Annotated in this window: 17 protein-coding genes; 8 read left to right on the forward strand and 9 right to left on the reverse strand. The window is 39.7% G+C overall.

Annotated elements, in window-relative coordinates; translation table 11 throughout:
* Window positions 1–166: 166 nt before the first annotated feature.
* From KA717_09590 to KA717_09605, 4 genes are all read right to left on the reverse strand, one after another.
* A complete protein-coding gene (locus tag KA717_09590) occupies window positions 167–529 on the reverse strand; it encodes a hypothetical protein (GenBank protein UXE62917.1) in 363 nt (120 codons plus the stop codon).
* 144 nt (window positions 530–673) lie between these two features.
* Window positions 674–1,636: an orange carotenoid-binding protein gene (locus KA717_09595; GenBank protein UXE62918.1), complete on the reverse strand. Its 963-nt coding sequence runs from the start codon at window positions 1,634–1,636 to the stop codon at window positions 674–676.
* 191 nt (window positions 1,637–1,827) lie between these two features.
* The gene (gene hrcA / locus KA717_09600; GenBank protein ID UXE62919.1) at window positions 1,828–2,916 is read right to left on the reverse strand and encodes a heat-inducible transcriptional repressor HrcA; all 1,089 of its coding nucleotides are present in this window, start codon (window positions 2,914–2,916) and stop codon (window positions 1,828–1,830) included.
* Between the two features lie 125 nt (window positions 2,917–3,041).
* On the reverse strand, window positions 3,042–3,386 hold the full coding sequence (locus KA717_09605) for a rhodanese (GenBank protein ID UXE62920.1): 345 nt from the start codon (window positions 3,384–3,386) through the stop codon (window positions 3,042–3,044).
* A 199-nt stretch (window positions 3,387–3,585) separates the two neighbouring features.
* Between KA717_09605 and KA717_09610 the strand changes: the two genes are divergently transcribed.
* Window positions 3,586–5,259 carry a DUF3352 domain-containing protein gene (locus tag KA717_09610; protein ID UXE62921.1) on the forward strand — a complete coding sequence of 558 codons (1,674 nt, stop codon included), beginning with the start codon at window positions 3,586–3,588 and terminating at the stop codon, window positions 5,257–5,259.
* Between the two features lie 59 nt (window positions 5,260–5,318).
* Here the strand turns inward: KA717_09610 and KA717_09615 are convergent, their stop codons facing one another.
* The 5 genes from KA717_09615 to nuoH form a co-directional block, all read right to left on the reverse strand.
* The gene (locus tag KA717_09615) at window positions 5,319–5,975 is read right to left on the reverse strand and encodes a TetR/AcrR family transcriptional regulator (protein ID UXE62922.1); all 657 of its coding nucleotides are present in this window, start codon (window positions 5,973–5,975) and stop codon (window positions 5,319–5,321) included.
* 214 nt (window positions 5,976–6,189) lie between these two features.
* Window positions 6,190–6,501 (reverse strand): NADH-quinone oxidoreductase subunit NuoK, encoded by a 312-nt coding sequence (nuoK, locus tag KA717_09620; GenBank protein UXE64609.1) that lies wholly within the window; start codon window positions 6,499–6,501, stop codon window positions 6,190–6,192.
* 38 nt (window positions 6,502–6,539) lie between these two features.
* Entirely contained in the window at window positions 6,540–7,136 is a 597-nt protein-coding gene (locus KA717_09625) for an NADH-quinone oxidoreductase subunit J (protein ID UXE62923.1), read from the reverse strand.
* Between the two features lie 49 nt (window positions 7,137–7,185).
* A complete protein-coding gene (gene ndhI / locus KA717_09630) occupies window positions 7,186–7,764 on the reverse strand; it encodes an NAD(P)H-quinone oxidoreductase subunit I (GenBank protein ID UXE62924.1) in 579 nt (192 codons plus the stop codon).
* A 62-nt stretch (window positions 7,765–7,826) separates the two neighbouring features.
* Window positions 7,827–8,945 carry an NADH-quinone oxidoreductase subunit NuoH gene (gene nuoH / locus KA717_09635; protein UXE62925.1) on the reverse strand — a complete coding sequence of 373 codons (1,119 nt, stop codon included), beginning with the start codon at window positions 8,943–8,945 and terminating at the stop codon, window positions 7,827–7,829.
* A gap of 278 nt (window positions 8,946–9,223) precedes the next feature.
* Between nuoH and KA717_09640 the strand changes: the two genes are divergently transcribed.
* From KA717_09640 to KA717_09670, 7 genes are all read left to right on the forward strand, one after another.
* Entirely contained in the window at window positions 9,224–12,286 is a 3,063-nt protein-coding gene (locus tag KA717_09640) for an FkbM family methyltransferase (protein UXE62926.1), read from the forward strand.
* A gap of 39 nt (window positions 12,287–12,325) precedes the next feature.
* Window positions 12,326–13,777, forward strand: a complete 1,452-nt coding sequence (locus KA717_09645; protein UXE62927.1) for an FkbM family methyltransferase — start codon at window positions 12,326–12,328, stop codon at window positions 13,775–13,777.
* Window positions 13,778–13,850: 73 nt separating this feature from the next.
* Window positions 13,851–15,260, forward strand: coding sequence for a glycosyltransferase (locus tag KA717_09650; protein UXE62928.1), 1,410 nt, complete (start codon window positions 13,851–13,853; stop codon window positions 15,258–15,260).
* 193 nt (window positions 15,261–15,453) lie between these two features.
* On the forward strand, window positions 15,454–17,112 hold the full coding sequence (locus KA717_09655; protein UXE62929.1) for a hypothetical protein: 1,659 nt from the start codon (window positions 15,454–15,456) through the stop codon (window positions 17,110–17,112).
* A gap of 236 nt (window positions 17,113–17,348) precedes the next feature.
* Window positions 17,349–18,035: a glycosyltransferase family 2 protein gene (locus KA717_09660; protein ID UXE62930.1), complete on the forward strand. Its 687-nt coding sequence runs from the start codon at window positions 17,349–17,351 to the stop codon at window positions 18,033–18,035.
* Window positions 18,036–18,065: 30 nt separating this feature from the next.
* A complete protein-coding gene (locus KA717_09665; GenBank protein UXE62931.1) occupies window positions 18,066–19,838 on the forward strand; it encodes a hypothetical protein in 1,773 nt (590 codons plus the stop codon).
* Window positions 19,780–20,628 carry an FkbM family methyltransferase gene (locus KA717_09670; GenBank protein UXE62932.1) on the forward strand — a complete coding sequence of 283 codons (849 nt, stop codon included), beginning with the start codon at window positions 19,780–19,782 and terminating at the stop codon, window positions 20,626–20,628. Before KA717_09665 ends, KA717_09670 begins: the two co-directional genes overlap by 59 nt.
* Window positions 20,629–20,634: the final 6 nt, after the last annotated feature.

A 20,634-nucleotide genomic window follows, 5' to 3' on the forward strand; every position in this document is an offset into this window, starting at 1 on the left:
AGTAGGAGCGCAAGGCTTGCGCCTAGGGGAAACTTTAACTGTCCTGAATAAACTGTTCATCGTCTAAAACGCCTACAGGCAAGGGGCTTAAGCCCCTTGTTACAAAGCTCGCAGAATTGATCGCTGGCGATCTAATATATACGATAGCTTACTGTTTAAATGAGTCTTACAAATAGGAAAGAGCAGAAATTTTAGAGATTTTATCAGGCGATAATCCGCTTAAATCTTCTCTGAGTAACCATTTTTCCTTAAGCAGATCGGCAAAGAGAAAAACTAGGGCAGAGTAATCATTTTCTTTCCCATTTTCTTGTCCAAGATATTTCTGCATCGTTAAATAGTATCGACCATCAATCTGATGTCGTTTGGCACTCAAATAGTCATGAATTTCCCAAACTGCATCGATATTGTCAACGCCTTTGATCTTTTCAGAGAGTTGATCAATTAAGTCATTTGTTTCGCGTTCGTAAGCTTTTTTAAAAGCCTCCTGTGCTACTGTTTTTTCAATCGCTGACCAGGTGTTTTCACTCACTTTGTTAAAGGATTAAAGTTGATTGTTTTATTTTCATAAAATTTACCCTCTATACGAATTTGTATAGAAGGTTTGGAAATAGTTGTCCTAGCTGATTGATTTAGGAAAAAGCAATTTCTAGGCTGATCATGATGACCGTTATAATTAACGACGGGCCAGGTTTAATAATTCTTTAGGAGAGGCCAACAAATCGATCGCCACAAAGAAGATTTTATCTTCAGGATTGAGCAGAAATCGCCAAGCCATATTCATACCTACACCAGCACCAAACCAAGGTGTTTGTACTTTCCCTGTGACTTTGATTTGGGTATAACCATCGGCAGCGGGTTCAACGACACCCCGTTCAGGAATGAGTTTGAGATTTTGGCACTCTTCTTTAAAAAATCGCAGAATGGCCTCTTTGCCCACAATAGGACGTTGGAAGGGAGGTTGTAACGCACCATCTGAGGTGAATAACTCAATTAAGATATCAAAGTCATTAGCATTGAGGTTATCCATGTAGTTCAATACCGTTGCATTGGTGATACCTTCAATACTGACTTTTTGACGTTTGGAAACTTCGGTAGGAGCAACCACTGGCTCGGCAACGGTTTGATAGGTTCCTAGTTTATTAGCATCAAAGCCTAAATCGACAACGGCATTCCGTAACACCGTAATCTGTTGACCGGATTCTAAGCCTCGGATCGCTTGTAATACTGCTGCCGCATTCGCTGATAGTTGATAGCCTTCGGGTATGGGAGCCACAATACCTTGCTCCATCCATTCCCCTAAACGATACCAAAAACCGAGTTTGATATTGGCTGTCCAGGTGGCATAAATCCGACAGATGGGGGTATCCGCACGGTTAGCGAGGTCACACATGACCTGGGTTTGTTCTTGGCTGGACATTTCCTTGATTTGGGTCAAAGTGCCTTCGGCCAAAATCATACTGGCGGCACCAGGGGCGGCGATCGTGATCGTTTGTCCCATTTCGAGGTAAGCGAACCAAATTAAGGCCAGTTGATCTTCGGCATTAAGTTGAGAAAATCGCGCAATCGTAGCTGGCACTGAATCTGCGGAGAGTGTATTCGGAAAAATGCTACGGGCTGAATCAATAGTAAATGGCATACACTGACCTCTTGAGTGGTATTTTGTATCATCTTATCATGACAAATGCAAGTTTTCTTAAAAAAAGTTTACAAATCTTTTCACAAAATTTGCCAAAGAACTCCCAACCTTTCGCCTCAAGGGGCAAATTGCTATAGTTAACCTGTCGGTTACGGAATGATATTAATGCTGGCGCGATCGCCGTTAACGCCCTAACCCAAGGCTTCAGACAGATAATCTGCCGTTGACTCCACTAAGGGAATCGATTGTTCATAAAGCATTCGAGTCGGGCCAATAATACCCACACTGCCAACGGGTGTCTCTCCTTGATGGTAAAGAGCCGAAACAAGAGTACAGGGGCGCATGGATTCTAAGGGATTTTCAGAACCAATCCGAACAGTGACAGCTTTATGTTTATGGGGATTAGGGAGCGCGAAGACCAGGGGAAATAACTGATCTTGTTGTTGCTCTAATAGATGTAAGAGAACTTGTACCTGTTCAAGATGGGAAAATTCCGGTTGACGGATCACTTCTGACACACCATGAATGGCCATGGGCATGGTCTGTGTGGGTTGCAACAACGGTTGTATTTGCTGGATCAGGGTCTTGAGAAAATCAGTATAACAGACGAAGTCTTGATCAATTTCCTGCCAATTTAAACTGGCTAATTCCCCTAGGGTTTTGCCTTTGAGTTTATGGTTTAAGAAATTCGATAAAATCTGTAATTCCTGGGCGAGAGCTTCTGGGTCTTGCTCTGGTAAATGTTCAGGAGAACGCAAAGAAAGGGGCAATTCCATCAAAATCGACTGGGTTTGATAACCATCTGTCACCAGAATAATCATCACCTGTTCAGGCGCGATCGCTAAAAGTTGGAGGTGACGCAGTTGAACGGTGGAGGTTTGAGGAAAGGTAATGAGGGCAATATAACCGCTTAAATTGGCTAAGAGTTGGGTCGCTCTTTGTAAGAGGGTTTCAAAATGACGAGATTCTTCCTTGAGATGATAGTGTAAATTCTGTTCTACTTTCTTCTTAGTCTTTTCATTCACGATCAATAATTGATCCACATAGATCCGATAGCCCCAATCCGAGGGAATTCGTCCGGCAGAAATATGGGGTTGATAAAGCAATCCTGCTTTTTCCAATTGACCCAAAGCATTGCGAATTGTAGCAGAACTAATGCTAAATTTATATTCCTCTAGAAGGGTTTTTGAACCAACGGGTTCGGCCGTGGCAATATAGTGTTGAATGGTTGCTCGTAGAATATTCTGATATCGCTCGCTGAGATGGGGAGGAGTTAACATGAGAGAGGTTTTAAGGCGTATTTGATTCTAAAAATGAAAACAATAAAAATGTTATAGGGTTTTAAAAAAGAGATTTGATTGACTCTGAATATCTGACGAAGGAGTCAACTTCGGTGTTTCTTCGCTTAGTAGCGAGACAGAGATGGGTCAACACTGAGGGAATAGGCATCAATTCCCCCGATAATATTCTTAACATTGCTAAAGCCAATATTCCGTAACCACTGGCACATTCGTTCGGAGCGCATTCCATGATGACAGATTACCAATGTTTCCTGGTCGGGATTGTAGCGGGTTTTAATGGTTTCTGACCAATGGGTAAAGTCGCTGAGGGGGAGGATATCAAAGCCTTCTAAATGGGCGATCGCAACTTCGTGGGGTTCGCGGACATCGATTAATTGCAATGTCGCATCAGGTTTGGTTAAGCGCAGGGCCAATTCTTGAACTGTGATTTCTAAAACGGGTTTGGTCATTGGATTGCGGTCTGGAAATTTTTAAAGAAAGGTTAGGTCAAGCTTAAGGAGATTTTCTAGTCTCTCTAAGGTAACAGGTTGTTTGGGCAAAAAGCATAGCAGCAATTAAAATCCTCAAGATCGTTCAGAACAGTCCACTGACGACGGATAATGAAGATAGACTGTTGACCCATTCAGGCTTCCATGCCTTCTCATTGCTGTGAAACCTCGTCTATTTTTTCTGGCTTTGGCATTAACCGTGATTCTGTCGTTTGCTGTTGCAGGAGTTGGTTTTTATTGGGTGTTGGCCCAGAGTCCTCTTGCTCTTCTATCGGGAGGTGTACAGCGATCGCCCCTAGCAACGGTTTTTATCCCCAAACAAGCTCCCGTGATGGTGTCTCTCTTGGTCAATCCAGATCGTCTCGAAGCGTTTGGAGAACTGATTGCCCAACCCCAAAATCGCCGCCGGAGTCAGCGCGAATTACAGGAATTAGAACAAAGTTTATTGGCCAAAACGGGTTTAAATTACCAACAAGCTGTGCAGCCCTGGCTAGGGGAAGAAGTGACCTTGGCCGTGACTTCCCTGGATTATGACCGAGATGGAGCCAATGGCAATCAAGCCGGTTATCTCTTGATAGTGGAAACCAAAGATCCTCAACTGAGTAAGGAATTTTTACAGCTATCCTACGCAGAATCAGCGATCGCCGGCAATTTTGATCTGGTATTTGATACCTATCAGGGGGTAAATTTAACCTATAAACGGCCCTTAACCCCCATTGCCAATAATCAGTTGTTAGCGAATGCGGTGGTCGGTAATTATGTTTTATTTGCCAATCACCCCAAAGTTTTACGAGAAGCGTTAAATACGGTACAGGCTCCAGATTTAAGTTTGAATCGGGATACAGACTACCAAGCATCCCTTAAAACCATTAATGATCCCCGCATTGGCATTGTTTACGCCAATTTCCCCTCCCTTTCTGCCTTACTCAGTCAATTATCCAAGCCGGTCTTAACAAACCTAACCCAAACCTTGACTGTTGGCCTTTCTTTAAAATCCCAGGGATTATTGGCTGAAGCGGCTTTGATCGGTGTAACGGGGGATCAACCACCTCAATTGGGACAACCGATTCATCTCTTAAGTCAGGTTCCCGCCAATAGTTTGCTAACCGCCGCCAGTCGAGATTTAAACCAATTTTGGCAACAGGTAGAAACGGGCTTAGTCACGGATAGTCCTCTCCAGGGCTTAGTTGAAGGTTTTGTCCATAATTTACAACAGCCGTTGGGTTTAGACCTGGCCGAGGATATTTTTAAATGGGTACAAGGTGAGTATAGTTTCGCGTTTTTACCCAATCGTAATCATCCCCAACCAGACTGGGTTTTTCTAGCCCAACGTTTACCCCAGGTTGAAGTGGATACCGCGATCGCTCATTTGGATGAATTAGCTCAGAATCAGGGTTACACGGTGCAGACCTTACCTGTTTTAGGGCAAAATGTGACCGCCTGGACAAAGTTAAAAACCGCAGCCCAAGACCAAATTTCCCGTTTAGAAACCCAGGTCAGTGGAGTCCATACAACGGTCAATGATACAGAAATTATTGCCAGTTCTCTAGAAGCCATGTCTCAGGTGTTATTAGCCCATCAACAACCCCTGGTCGAAAGTGATAAATTTCAGCAGGCGATTAGTGCTTTACCTTTGGCTAACAATGGCTATTTCTATCTAGACTGGAATCAAAGTGAACCCGTTTTACAACAACAATTTCCTTTTTTACCGGTCTTAGAACTGTCGGTTAAACCCCTATTTAAAAATCTGCGATCGCTAACTTTAACCAGTGAAGGAAGTGTAAATGGCATCCGTCGGGCAACAGCTTATTTGAACTTAGGAGTCAGAGAATGAGCCTACCGCAGAGGGCAGATTAAATTTTGCTTTAAATCTTTCTCTTGTAGATTATTTCCCTAGACTAAAACTCCATTTAAAAAGATATCTGCCAATCCTTCGGCCATTTCTTGAAGTGCTTGGGGAGATGCCTGGGGATCAATAATCGTCTGTTCGGAGAAACCTGCCACAGTAAATAGGCCAAGGAAAACGTGAGCAATAATTTTCGGATTAATGGGACGATAAATGCCTTTGTCGATCGCTGTTTGAAAAAAAGCTTCGGCCACATCTGTCATTTTAGTAATCACCTCTGCTTGAATGCGATCGCGGAGTTCGGGGTGAAACTGGGCTTCAACAAAACAAACCTGTAAGAGATTTTTGCTTTCCCGCATTCTTAACATCCGATGACGCATGACCTGGGAAATAGCCTTATAATTCTCAATTTCACTTAATTCTGTTAGTAAATCAGTTAGGATTTCCAACCAACCCGCCGTTGCGACTTCCAAAAGAATGGCCTTTTTATTGCTAAAGTGACGAAACAATGTCCCCTCCGCCACATTCGCTGCCTGGGCTAAATCCTTAGTCGTAGTGCCATCGTAGCCCTTTTCTGCAAACAACCTTAAGGCGACTTCTAAAATTCGAGTTCGAGTTTTTTCCTCATGGGTGGGATGGGGAACCTCACGAAAAAGATGATGCGATCGCGTACCCGCGCCACTTTGTGATCGCGTCCCTAGCATAATCAAATCCCTCTCGCCAACAATACTGTCTCTCAATATTGTCCTCTAATCCTCTGGGAACGAGAGAAAATTAGGCGGTAATCTTCATGTAATGTTGAAAAAATTGATATTTGTTGACAAATCGCTGGCAACTTTTTTACTAACTTTTTTACTAATAGAGCGAAAAGGGAATGAAAAACCCAAAAAAGGGGATCAAATGACGATCCCCCCCTACCTACCATTTTAGTAAGTTAAATTGTTCCATATCGACAGTTTCCCGATTACGATAAATGGCGAGAATAATGGCTAAACCGACTGCGGCTTCTGCCGCTGCCACCGTAATGACAAACACCGCGAAAATTTGTCCTTTAATATTGGCAGGGTCAAGGAAATTAGAAAAACCCATCAAATTGATATTAACGGCATTCAGCAATAGTTCAATAGACATTAAGACTCGAACCGCGTTACGACTCGTAATCAAGCCATAAATGCCAATACAAAATAATGCTGCCGCTAAAATCAGAAAATATTGCAGTTGTAAGTGCATAAAATCCCTAGTATTCCCCAATAAATTTTTACTTTATTTTACTTTTCAATCGTCGCTAATTCTCTAGGACGTTCCGGTAGCGTTAAGGCCGTTGCCGTCGGTTCCGCTTTGCTGAGTTCAGGAATGAGATCTCGACGCGCCAGAATAATAGCCCCCACCATCGCCATTAATAATAATACCGATGCTAACTCAAAGGGCAACAGAAAATCGCTAAAGAAATGTTTGCCAATGGCAATAACCGTATTACTTTCTAGGGGCGATCGCGTCTCCAGTTGCCAAGGAGTAATTAAGATCATGGTTCCTAATAAACCAAAAATTCCGGCACAAACCAAGCCAGTCGCTCCCTGACGAATCCAGCGTCCTGGAATCTTGGAAAAATCTTCCCGCTTATTAACCAACATAATGGCAAAGAGAATTAGGACATTGACCGCACCCACATAGATCAAGATCTGAGCCGCCGCCACAAAATCCGCATTCAGCAAAATATAAATGCCGGAAATACTAATAAATAGGCCCCCCAGCAAAAAAGCGGAATAAACGATATTGGAGAGTAGGACAATCCCTAGGGCTGCCCCAATAACCATAATTGCCAAAATAACAAAGGATACGAATTGAACGCCTTCTGATAAATTCACTGTTTTGCGATCTCCTAAAAATCGTGATAGTTGACAGAACAAAGACTCGTTAGGGTTTAGCCGCCAAGTCTTCAGGACGTTGGCCAGACCGTTGACTGCCTTTAGGTAAATCGTGGGGTTCAATCACGCCCTTCGGTAAATAGGCCAGTTCTCGCAGGGGAGTCACCATCGGATCCTGGGTCACTTTATAAGGCAAACGACCGAGAGCGACGTTATCGTAATTCAACTCATGGCGATCGTAAGCCGCAAGTTCATATTCCTCCGTCATCGATAAACAATTAGTCGGACAATACTCCACACAATTTCCGCAGAAAATACAAACCCCAAAATCAATACTGTAGTGCTTGAGTTGTTTTTTCTTAATGGCCTTGTTAAATTCCCAATCGACAACCGGTAAATTGATCGGACATACCCGAACACAGACTTCGCAGGCGATACATTTATCAAATTCAAAGTGAATCCGACCCCGAAAACGCTCTGAGGGAATTAACTTCTCGTAGGGGTACTGTACCGTTACTGGACGACGGCTCATGTGATCAAAGGTGACAGCCAAACCTTGACCAATATATTTAGCCGCTTGCAAGGTTTCTTTGGCGTAATCGCCAACTTGTTTAAGGACGTTGAACATAAGATCTGAATCCTGAAAAATTCGGCAAAACAGTGAAAAACAAAACAAGGATAGGGGAAGATTTAACCGCCAAAGGCAAAGGGAAAGGCCAGTTTCAAGGCAGCGGTGATTAAAAGATTGGCTAAGGAAACCGGCAATAAAAACTTCCAGCCCAGATTCAGCAATTGATCAATCCGCACACGGGGAACTGTCCAACGCAGCAAAATAGCGATAAAGATCAGGAAGTAGGACTTGAAAACCGTCATGATAATGCCGAGGGAAGCCGTCAATACCTGAAGCCAGGATGTGGTTTCACTGACTCCTAACCAGTCGGCAAATCTTTCCAGAGGAACGGGAAATCCCCAACCGCCTAGATAAAGAATCGAAAAGACCAGGGCAGACAATACCAAGTTTACGTAGGAACCCACATAGAAGAGGCCAAACTTCATGCCGGCATACTCTGTCTGATAACCGGCCACTAGCTCTTCTTCTGCTTCCGGTAAATCAAAGGGTAGGCGTTCACATTCCGCTAAGGCCGCAATCCAAAAAATCAGAAATCCCACAGGTTGCCGCCAGATATTCCAACCAAGAATGCCATAACCTGACTGTTGCTGAACAATGTCGATAGTGCTCAGACTATTGGACATCAGGATAATGGCTAATACTGCAAAGGCAAGGGGAATCTCATAGCTGATGGATTGGGCGGCGGCCCGTAGTCCCCCCAGCAAAGAATACTTGTTGTTAGAGGCATAACCTGACATTAACAGGCCGATGGGGGCAATACTGGACAGGGAAATCCAGAGAAAAATACCGACATTCAAATCGGTAATGACCAAGTTCTGTCCGAAAGGAATAATGAGATAGGACAAAAATACAGGAAGTACTACCAGCACTGGGCCGAGGGTAAAAAGCCAGGGATCGGCTAAGGCTGGAACCACATCCTCTTTGAAAACTAATTTAATGCCATCGGCCACGGGTTGAAGAACACCTAATGGGCCAGCATACTCAGGACCAATCCGTTGCTGGGCGGCGGCAGAGATTTTTCGCTCTAACCAGACGACCACTAAAACGCCAACGGTGGCCCCAATAATCATCAGAATCAAGGGGAGGGGAATCCAGAAGGCCTTGGCTAACCCAGAGGATAATCCCAAAGCTTGAAGGGATTCAATAAAACTACTTTTAAGATCAATTCCTGCGTTCATGTTGCCGATGGGTTTCGTTTTTAACGAAATAGGAAAGTGATTGTTGACGATTGTAAATAAAATTCCTAGCTTAGTATAGCCTGGTCTGAGCAATAAGTCGGTGTTAAGTCAGAGATTCTGCCTATGGTAGTCATAGTCGCCTTATGACACGGCGTTTGATCGCCGATGGATAAGCGATCAGGAACTAATTGTGTTTTTTCCTTGTCTCCTGAAGAACCGGATTGTCTAGACATGACTCTATAGCTTATTTTCTCGTAATCACTGTAATCATCACAAAAATGGCTAAAACGATTTACCATAATCACGAGCTACAAAAAGAACTTTCTCAATCATTACAAGAACTTAATTATCATTTGGGCTACAAGTCTTACGATATAATTGTATCTCATAGTGAAATAAATGCTCAACATGGTGTTGGAGTTTTACTACAGAGAATTTTTCCAAACTCAAAAAATTTTTTGTCTATTCGATCGGATGATCTTTATGATGGAAATCAGTCGTTTGGAGATAGAGCAATCTGTTTTTATGCAAGAAATGATTCCCCTTTTGAAATTTATCGTAAGGTTCAAGAACAATTGAGTGAGGTTCTTCCCCAGCGTCTAGTTTCTGTTCCTTATTTTTGCGGAGATTATCTCATTAGTCTTGCAATTAAAAAGCTTTATAATTGTCCATTGTGTGTTTTTATTATGGATGATCAGAATATTATCTCTAAAAATGTTCCCGATTATCTTGTTAGAGAGCTTTTAGATGAGGCTGATCTCTGTCTTGGAATTTCCCGTTCACTGTGTAATGCCTATGAAGAGAAATTTAAGAGAAAATTTTGGTTCGTTCCTCCTGTTGTTGAAAGCTATCTTATTAAAGATAAATTAGAACTCATTTCTACTCAAAAACTCAAACAAAAGAAGGGAGTGTTGATTGGAAACATTTGGAGTCAGAAATGGCTAGATCAACTGCGATCGCTGTGCAAAGGGGCAAACATCAAGATAGACTGGTACGGAAGTCCCAACCGTGAATGGATTCATTTTAACGACAAAGAATTAGAAATTGACGGTATCTCTTTTAAGGGCTTTGTCCCAGAGCAAGAATTAATTCAGAGATTAAGGGACGCTCATTTTGCCGTTATTCCTACGGGAAGTTCAGATGATTTAGAGGATAGACCAGAACTAACAAAACTGAGTTTACCATCTCGGAGTTGTTTTATTATAGCGACAGCCAATATACCAATTTTAGTTATTGGCGATAGTAATAGTGCCATAGCTCAGTTTATTAGAGAATATGGTTTAGGTACTATTTGTGATTATGATGTTGATGATTTCCGTCAAAAAATAATTTATTTATGCCAATTAGAAAATCAGCAGAGAATTCGCCGAAATGCTTTTAATATTGGGCAAAATCTGAGTGCTGATAATTTGGCAGAGTGGCTTTGGGCTTCACTAGAAAAGAAGGAGGCAATAGATTTTCGTTTTGAGAATCTTCTACAACAGACTTCTGTGAAAGAAGCTAGTGTTGTGATTACGCCCAATGAAGTTACCCAAAGGCATGGCACGGGTGCTTTGGTAAGAAGGGTTTTCCCCAATGATTCGGATATTATTTCGATTCGTTCTGATAACCATTATGGTGGAGAACATGATTTTGGGATTAAATCCTACTTTTTACCTCAACGAGAGTTAGAGAGAAAAGCAGTTTTTACGAATATTGCTTCTGTTTTTGCAGAACACAGCGTTAATCGAGTCTTTTGTGTTCCCTATTATTCAGAGGATGTATTAACTGCGATCGCGATTAAAGAGTTCTTTGGCGTGCCGATGGGAACTTGGATTATGGATGATCAAAATATTTGTGTGAATAACATTCCCGATGACTTAATGAAGGAATTTTTAAGCAAATGTGATATCCGTTTTGCGACTCATCCTGAACTTCGAGATGCCTATGAGAATAAGTATGGCTTAAAGTTCTGGCTTTTGCCGGCAGTTGTTCCTGATTATTTAATTACCTCCGCGATCACGACTCCTATCCCCGAAAAGTATCAACAAAGAACAGGCATCTTAATTGGCAGTATTTGGAGTCGGCAATGGTTCAATTCCCTTTGTGAAAGTGTGGCAGGGGCAGGAGTCAAGCTGGATTGGTTTGGTAATTCCCAATATTACTGGTTAACGGAATCGGAGGATGAACTCCAGGCAAAGGGCATTTATCCCCAGGGACTTTCTCCCGAAAACGAACTAGCAGAAACGCTCAAAAACTATCCTTTCGTTGTTGTCCCCACAGGAACTCTAGATGAACGGGATGATCAACCTCAACTTTCCCAACTCAGTTTGCCGGGTCGCATTCTGTTTGCCTTGGCAACCTCTAATACTCCTGTTATTTTGTTGGGTAGTCCTCGTACCTCTGCGGCAAATTTCATTAATCGTTTTAAAATTGGGACTGTTTGTGACTATACACCAGAAAGTTTTAAAGCCGCAGTGGACTATGTGCTTGATCCTGATAACCAAAAAATGATGCGAGAAAATGCGGTCAAGGTGGCCAAAGCTTTTTCAGATAAGGGTATCGATGATTGGATTTGGCAATCTTTGGCTGATCGTCAAGCCGCCGATTCACGTTTTGAGTCCGTTCTGCCGAGATCGCCGATTGATCTTGTTCACTTTATCGAACCACCCGTACCTTCTATTATTTATAAAGACTATGCCCAGGTGTATCAGGTCATGCGTCGTCTGAAAGGACAAAATTATCATCCTGATTTTGTCGTAGATGTTGGGGCATCTCATGGCATCTGGTCGCACACAGCTAGTCAACTATTTCCAGAAGCTCAATTTATCTTGATTGATCCCCTGATTTCTCGCTATGAACAGGCTGCCCGTAATTACTATATTCGCAATATCCCCAAGGCAGAATTATTGGAAATAGCCGTTTCCAACCAAGCCGGACTATTGAGCTTTCAGGTCTCCCCCGATCTTTACGGCAGTTCCCTCTTAACCCCTGCCGATTTCAGAGAGTATGAAACTGTTACGGTGGAAGTCAAAACCCTCGATCAAGTAGCTGTTGAAAAAAATCTATCGGGGCGTGGGATACTTAAACTAGATGTTCAGTGTGCCGAACATATTGTTTTAGAAGGTGCAAAAATCTTTTTGGAGCAGGTGGATCTTGTCGTCGCCGAACTATCTTTTATTCGCTACGATGAAAAAGCTCTCGTTTTTCTAGAAATGCTCAATCTTCTTCATGAGCTTGGTTTTCGTTATTATGACGAAACGGGAGAGTGGCGATCGCAAATTGATGGTACGCTCTTACAAAAAGAAGTGGTCTTTATCCGCCAAGATTTGCTCATTCCTGAAACCAGCCGTAAAATTTAATCCCGTCTTTCAATTTATTTTAACCTTACCTGAAGCCCAATGATTAAGTCGTTACTAAAAAATAATAAAATCGCCCAACGAATCAAGGCAGTAAAAGATCTCTTGCTTGAAAAATTAGACAATCTTGCCCTCAAATCAGATCAGCAAGCCGGCCAACTATCTTCACTCTTAGAAGAAAATACGAGGGTTCATTTTAATACCAGTGTTTTACTCGAAAAAACGCAAGAGATTCAGTCAATAGGTAATAACCTAACAGATAACAGCATACTTTTATTAAAATCTTCTATAGATACAGTTAAAGTTCTTCAACACCTTCTTGATGATTCTCAATGGCGACAAGAAAAAATAGAAAATATACTAGCTGAGATGCGAACTGAGTCTCAACAATCACTAGCTGAGATGCGAACTGAGTCTCAACAATCACTAGCTGAGATGCGAACTGAGTCTCAACAATCACTAGCTGAGATGCGAACTGAGTCTCAACAATCACTAGCTGAGATGCGAACTGAGTCTCAACAATCACTAGCCAAGGTGCAAACCGAGTCTCAACAGTTATTATCTGAAATCCGGACAGAATTTCAACAATATTATCAATACACTATGCAGAAATTAATTGAAGTTCAGGAAGATTCCCGCAATCAAAATATTCTTACAAGTGAAACTTTGACAAATATTTATGTAGATATTCATAATCAAAAATTTAAGGTTGTTACCGATCAAGCTTATTTTCAAGACATAGATATTGAGTTAATGGTTTATCTATATTCCTATCTACCTCATCATCGTGCTATTGATATCGGAGCCAACCGAGGTGATGTTTCCAACCGTCTGATTGATGCCGGATACGAAGTGTATGCCTTTGAGCCATTCCCACCGGTGCTAGAAAAATTAACAACTCGCTTAGGGGATAATCATCATTTTCATATCTTTCCTTTTGCCGTAGGTTCGGCGAATGAAACCAGAGATTTGCACATTGCGGCAGATCAAACAGAGGATCAAATTTATGGAGATGCTACCTTTTATAGTAGTTTAACTGAGCATTCCTTATCGGAAGGTCTTGTTTTTAGTGAAACCACTCCTGTAACTGTCAAAACTCTCGCCAGTTTACATGAATCGGCAGAATTACCCATAGATATTGGGTTGGTGAAAATTGATACGGAGGGCTTTGATCTAGAAGTTATTAAAGGAATGGGACAATTTATTTATCCTGTTGTTGTCGCGGAATTTTGGGATGCTAATTTTCCTTTTGGTCGATCTGGTGCGATGAATCATCTCAAAGATATGGTCAAAGCGATGAGAGAGCGTAATTATCGTTGGCATATTGTGATTTATCGCATTTGGGGAAGTCATGATATTAGCTATTATTGTAATTCGGCTTACTCTCTGGATAATTCTTGGGGAAATGTTTTCTTTTTTAAAGATTACGAAGTTTTTAGTGAAGCTCTGAAATGGTGTTCTTCTGTTATGCCTGCAACTTATTTTTCCGTTTAGGCAATTTGAAAAAAGCTTTTATTATATTCAGATAAATCCCATTTTATTTATCCATTTATTTTTTAATCCTTATATGAAATTAACGACCCAGCAAAACCTAACATCCTTACGAAAATGGCGAAACCGCAATCGATACTATTACGAAGATATGGATTGTTTTTTTCGTTTTTCAATATTGCCTAATGCCTCGGTATTGGAAGTTGGTTCAGGTTTGGGCTATTCGTTAGATACCGTTAATCCTAGCTATGGTCTTGGAATTGATGCTAACCCCTTAGTGATTGAAGAAAGCCAGAAAAGGTTTCCAGAACTGAACTTTCTGGCAGAGCGAATAGAGGATTTTGAACCTACTGCTGAATTTGACTATGTTTTAATGGCAAATACAGTGAGCTATTTGGATGATATTCAGAAAAGTTTTAACTCCATCAAGAAAGCCTGTAGAGATAGTAGCCGTTTAGTTATGACTTTTCACAATCCTGCGTGGGAACCTGTTCTCAAATTTGCAACTTTGATTGGCCAACGTATGCCCGTTTCAGACTTGAACTGGTTGAGCTTTCAGGACATTCAGAATTTATTACAACTTACTGGTTTTGAAGTTATTTATAAGGGGAAAAGGTTGCTTTTACCGAAGCAAGTACCGCTTATTTCCTCTTTAATAAATCGCTTTCTGGCTCCTTTGCCTTTTCTTAATCAACTGTGTTTATGCGAGCATATTACTGCCCGACCACGCCCCCAAGAGGCTGATATTCAAACTAAGATTGAGCAAACAACTTGTTCTGTGATTATTCCCGCACGAAATGAGGCTGGGAATATTGAAGCCTGTATTACTCGTATGCCAAAATTAGGTGGACATACGGAAATTATTTTTATAGAAGGGCATTCCAAAGATGATACTTGGTCGGAAATTCAGCGTGTTCAAGAGAAATATCAAGGGCAATGGGATATTAAAATTGCCCAACAATCTGGAAAGGGTAAAGGGGATGCCGTTCGTCAGGGTTTTAAGATGGCCACTGGAGATGTCTTGATTATCCTAGATTCTGATTTAACGGTTAAGCCCGAAGATTTAGTTTACTTTTTTAAGGCGATCGCCTCTGGATACTGTGAATTTGCGAATGGTTGCCGTCTTATCTATCCTATAAACTCGGTAACTATGCCCTGGTTAAACCGAATGGCTAACGGCTTTTTTGCCTGGTTGTTATCCTATCTTCTCAATACTAAGATTAAAGATTCCCTCTGTGGAACCAAGGCAATTTCTAAGGAAAATTATCAACGCCTTGCCAAAAATAGGAGCTATTTCGGGGACTTTGACCCCTTTGGAGATTTTGATTTGCTATTTGGCTCGGCCAAGTTGGGCTTAAAGATTAGTGATATTCCTGTTCGCTATATGCCCAGAACCTATGGGACATCCAATATTCAACACTTTAAGGAGGGATTGGTCTTATTGGAAATGTGCGCCTATGCCGCTAAGAAGATTAAGTTTGTGTAATTTTTTTGCTGACACAGCATATCATTAAAATTAATTTAGTTAAGATGTATTAAAGGCATTTAAAATAACAAATTTGTCTATTCTAAAAACAGGGTATATCTTAAAGTAGATTATCGAGAATAAATTTATTCTTCTAAAAATTGAAAAGAGTTTTTGTAGAAATTCTATCACTCAAATCGAGGTTAAATAATTTATGATAACAAGTAATATGTTCAAAAAATTACCTAAAAAAAAACTTTGGATTTTCCTTTTTTTACCTTTGCTCTTTGTTACAATCTCACTGATCATTAGACAGCAACATGGCCCTTATTGGCTTGGTCTTAATTCTGATCCAGACTATGCTTATCTCTTTAATTCTTTAAACATCACCCAACTAAAAACCCCTGGCCACACCGATCACCCTGGTACAACAGTTCAGGTATTAGGGGGCATTATTATTCAGATTACTTATCTCATTCAATATTGGACAAATTCTGATACATCAAATATTGTGGAATCTGTTTTACAAAATCCTGAGTTTTATTTATTAACCATCAACACTATTCTGTTAATTCTGATAACGACTTGCTTGTTTTTACTGGGTGTGATAGCTTTTTCTTTGTGTCAGAGCATTGCCTTAAGCTTGCTGCTACAGTTGACTCCTTTTTGGTGGACAGTACTGAGTCACTCCATCCGAGTCAGTCCAGAGCCATTACTTTTTTGTCTGAGCCAGCTTTTCGTAATGCTACTATTATTTTATCTTTACTCAGATGTGGTCAGATTGCCTCAATTTGCCCTAGCAATAGGTGTGGTCTTTGGATTAGGAGTAGCGACAAAGTTTACATTTTTACCATTAGGATTAGTAATTTTGTTGTTCCCTGGATTGCCGCAGAAAGGACTAGCAATTTTTACTGCAATCACAACTTTCTTCCTTGCCACTTTGCCTGTTTTGTCACAGTATCCTCGCATTTTTAGTTGGATACTCTCAATTGCAACGCATACAGGCCGTCATGGCAAGGGGAATCAAGGACTAGTTGATTTTTCGACATTACCAAATACTTTTGTTAATCTAACAACTCAAGATACATTATTCTTTTATGTTATTGGTATATCGGCATTGAATTTTTTCATTATTACTTTTTGGTTTGGTTGGTATAAATTTAAAAATCTTGACTCGCAAAATCTGCCTAATATTTTTGCTAACAATAAATTTTACCACTTGTTCGCATGTCTTTTACTGATCATTCTGGCTCAATTGCTTATTACCTTGAAGCATCCAGCCACTTATTATCTACTCCCGTCTATGGGTTTATGCAGTCTGCTGATTCTGCTTCAAGTTGTATTATTTGAGCAACTACTGACTCCTATTTTTAAACCTATTATCTTGAGATGGATTGGTCTATTTGCATTTGGATTGTATATTTTTGCAACTACCACCAATGCTTACAACCAAACTTTATTGATGCAAAAAACTTATAAGTCTTATATGGGAGAAGTTCAAACCATTAATCACTTAATTCAGCAGAAATATAGTAACTGCACCCATGCAATATATTATCGGTCTGCCAATAAGGAGTATGCACTTAAGTTTGGCAATGACTTTGCGGCAAGTCAATATTCTCAGAATTTGCAGTCTGTGTATCCCAACGGTATTTTTTATAACCCCTGGTCTCGTAAATACGAGTCTTTTAACAAGGAATTGGATCTCAACACTCTTTTAAATAAAAAGTGTGTTATTATTCATGGTTATCCTCTAAACCAAGATATACTAGAATATAAAGAATATATACAGTTTAAGCACAATACCAAGATGAAACCAATTTTTGAAGGTCATGAGCAAGCTGTTTATCTGATTACTGGAAATCATCATTAATGAAAATAATTTTTATGCTAACTGACTAACAAAACCGTTCTATCTGTAGAGTCAATCTGCTGAATATGATTAATAAAGACTAGAGATAAATTTACTAATAAGAGCTATATTGCTGAATTTTTAAAAGCATCCTTATCAATAGTTTTGATCTTAATCGAAATCTTAATCATAAACTTCCAAAATTTCTTGCCAAGTTAATATTTTAGCGAGTTTTCCTTACTTAGTATTCTCAATCTATGAAACTTAGCATTATTATTCCTTGCTATAACGAAAAATCGACCATCCGCACAGTAATTGATGCAGTTCTAGCGGCTCCGTACAATGATAAAGAAATTATCATTGTCGATGATTGCTCAAAAGATGGCACGAAAGAAGTTCTATTGGAAGAAATAGAACCATTAGTTCATCAGATTCTTTTCCATAAAGTTAATCAGGGAAAAGGAGCCGCCCTCCGAACAGGAATCCAAACGGCAACGGGTGATATTGTCTTGATCCAAGATGCGGATTTGGAATATGATCCCCAGGAATATCCCAATTTAGTGGAACCTATTTTGCGAAATAAAGCGGATGTCGTGTATGGTTCCCGTTTTATGGGTTCCCAGCCCCACCGAGTCCTTTATTTTTGGCACAGTGTCGGTAACATGGTTTTAACGATCCTCTCGAATATGTTTACTAATCTGAACCTGACTGATATGGAAACTTGTTATAAGGTCTTTCGTCGGGAAATTATTCAAGGAATCTCTATTAAAGAAAATCGCTTTGGTTTTGAACCAGAGATCACTGCTAAAATTGCCAAGTTAGAATGTCGAATCTTTGAAGTGGGGATTTCCTATTATGGACGCACTTACAAAGAAGGTAAAAAAATTGGCTGGAAAGATGGAATTAGAGCAATCTACTGCATTATTAAATATAATTTATTTTAGTTATAAAATTCTATTTTTATTGTTTCTATTATGCTAATTTTAGTGACGCTTATCATCATTACTGCTTTATCTCTCATCGGATATGGTCGTTTACTAATTTGGACATTAAATCTGTTTAAGATTTTTCCGAATTCCTCCTTTTCTACCTCTGATTACTCTCTGCTTGGAATTTTTGTCGTAATGACTTTAGCGATAGTAGGAAATTTTTTTATTCCTTTATCTAACTTTAGTGGTGTTATAACATTAATACTTGGAGTACTGATTCTAATTTTATTTAATAAAAAAAGCAATTTATCTTTCATTCTATTTATAAAACAGAATTCGACTTCCTTCTTGATCATGACGTTATGTGTGGTTCTTGTCATGGCTAGGTTAGAAACTAGCCAGATTATGACCTATCAAACGTATAAGACTGTTTATCACTTTGATACAGGTCTTTATCATATGCCTTTCTTACAATGGATTGCTTCATATCCTATTCCGATCGGTTTGGCGAATCTTCATGGACGGTTTGGATTTAATTCTTCATGGTTGATTTTTCATTCAGCATGGCGATTCCCTTGGATCGGCTGGAGTAGTCTGCCGATGGTAGAAGGATGGATTTGGACGCTAGGACTTTGGATTCTAGGGGAGGGATTAGTCAATAGTTGGACAAAATTTGCACATGGAAATCGAATTTTATTAATTACATTAGCATTAATGTTCTTTATCAATTTTGGAATTAATCCACCAGGAAGTGTTGTTTCAACTGATCATGCTGCCAATATTGTTGCACTATTAGTGGTCGTTTACTTCTTGGAGTTTTTAAATGCGATCAAGGAACAAAATGCTTCAAAAATTCAGCGTGGTATTCTATTAATGATTATCAGTAGTTGTTTGGCGATTACAGGCAAATTATCCATGCTTCCTATCATTTGTTTCCCCATGATAGGTTGCCTTATGATGAGCAAAACTCTTACAATGTGGCGATTTCTAATAGTTTCTTTGACTGTAGGAGTAATATTTTTTTTCCTGTGGATTTTACGGAACTTTTTATTGAGTGGTTGTCTGGTTTATCCTGTTGCTTTTACCTGTTCAGATCTCGTGAGTTGGGGAGTTGGTAGTCAACAAGCAATCATTGAAAAAAATGATGTCACTGCATGGGCGAGATCGCCAGGGACAGATTACTTAAAAAGTTTAGACAATTATAATTGGCTGACTAGTTGGTTTATCCGTCTTCTAGATAATCCGACAATAAAACTCGTCTTTATTTCTTTATCATTAAGTTTATTCTTGCCTATTTTCGAGATTTTAAAAATCCAATATTACCAAGAAGATAAAGAAAGAATAGCTAAGAGTACTGATTTTGCATTAATTGTTTTGATAGCAGTTTTAGGTCTTTTATTATGGTTTTTTAACGGGCCGGATCCCCGATTTTCTTGGTCATTTTTAATTTTAGCCTCTGTTCCTACTACTTCCTTTTGGTTAACCTTATTTAATATTACTAAAGCATTTGACTTGCTAACAAAAGTATTTCAACAGAAAGTAACTTACTATATTCTAATAATCGTAATAATGATAGTATTTACGCAATATTCATCTAAGCTTTTTGACTTAACCCCTTGGGACAAAGCCCCAAATGTTGACTTTAGCCAGAAAGTACTACCCAAAAATGGGCAAATAATTTACACTCCCTTACAAAATAATGAATCCTTGGAAATATATCAATGTTGGGCGATTCCTATTCCGTGTACTCCTTATTCCAATGACAAACTCTCCTTTAAAAAACAATGGGGATATATCATCATTAGCAAAAATTTATAAACAGATTTTTGATGCCAGCTTTTATCCATTTTCCATTATTTACAATGAAATGAATTTATCTTCTCAATCACTTCCTTCTGAATATCAAAAGATGCTAGATGACCTTGATGATCAAGTGCTTCAGCTAGATAGAAAAGTTTTTAAAAGATTAAAAAAATTAGGTTACAATCCTCAAATTATTTATGATGTCGGAGCTTCTAATAGTGGATGGTCATATTATATTAATAAAATTCTAACTGAGGCAGAATTCTATCTCTTTGAACCTTTGATAGATTACAGCGGTGATTATCAAGGACTGATGTCAGAAATCCTTCGGATTTTCCCTTCTTTTCATCTCTTTAAATATGCTTTAGGAGAAAAAAGTGGGACGGTTACAATGAATATTTTTGAGAATGTAGTTAGCAGTACTGCTTTGACTATATCAGATATAGGACAAAAAACTATTCCTGTAGAAATACCAATGTTGAGCATGGATGAAGCGATCGCAACTTTTAATTTACCCAATCCTCAAGTCATTAAAATTGATACCCAAGGTAGTGAGTTATCTATTCTGAAAGGAGCTATAGAAACCTTACCCAAAGTTGACGTACTAATACTTGAATGCTGGCTATATAGAGGCTACGGCAAAGAGACCCCGCTTTTAACTGAGATTGCTGACTGGTTATTACCATTTAATTTTCGTCTATGGGATATTGCTGAACCCTATCGAGATCCCGATGATATTTTAACCACCTTGGACTGTATTTTTATTAACACTAAATCTGCGATCGCGCCTGATTGGTATTATTAATTTTTC

The organism is Woronichinia naegeliana WA131 (assembly GCA_025370055.1).
Classification (GTDB): Bacteria; Cyanobacteriota; Cyanobacteriia; order Cyanobacteriales; family Microcystaceae; genus Woronichinia; species Woronichinia naegeliana.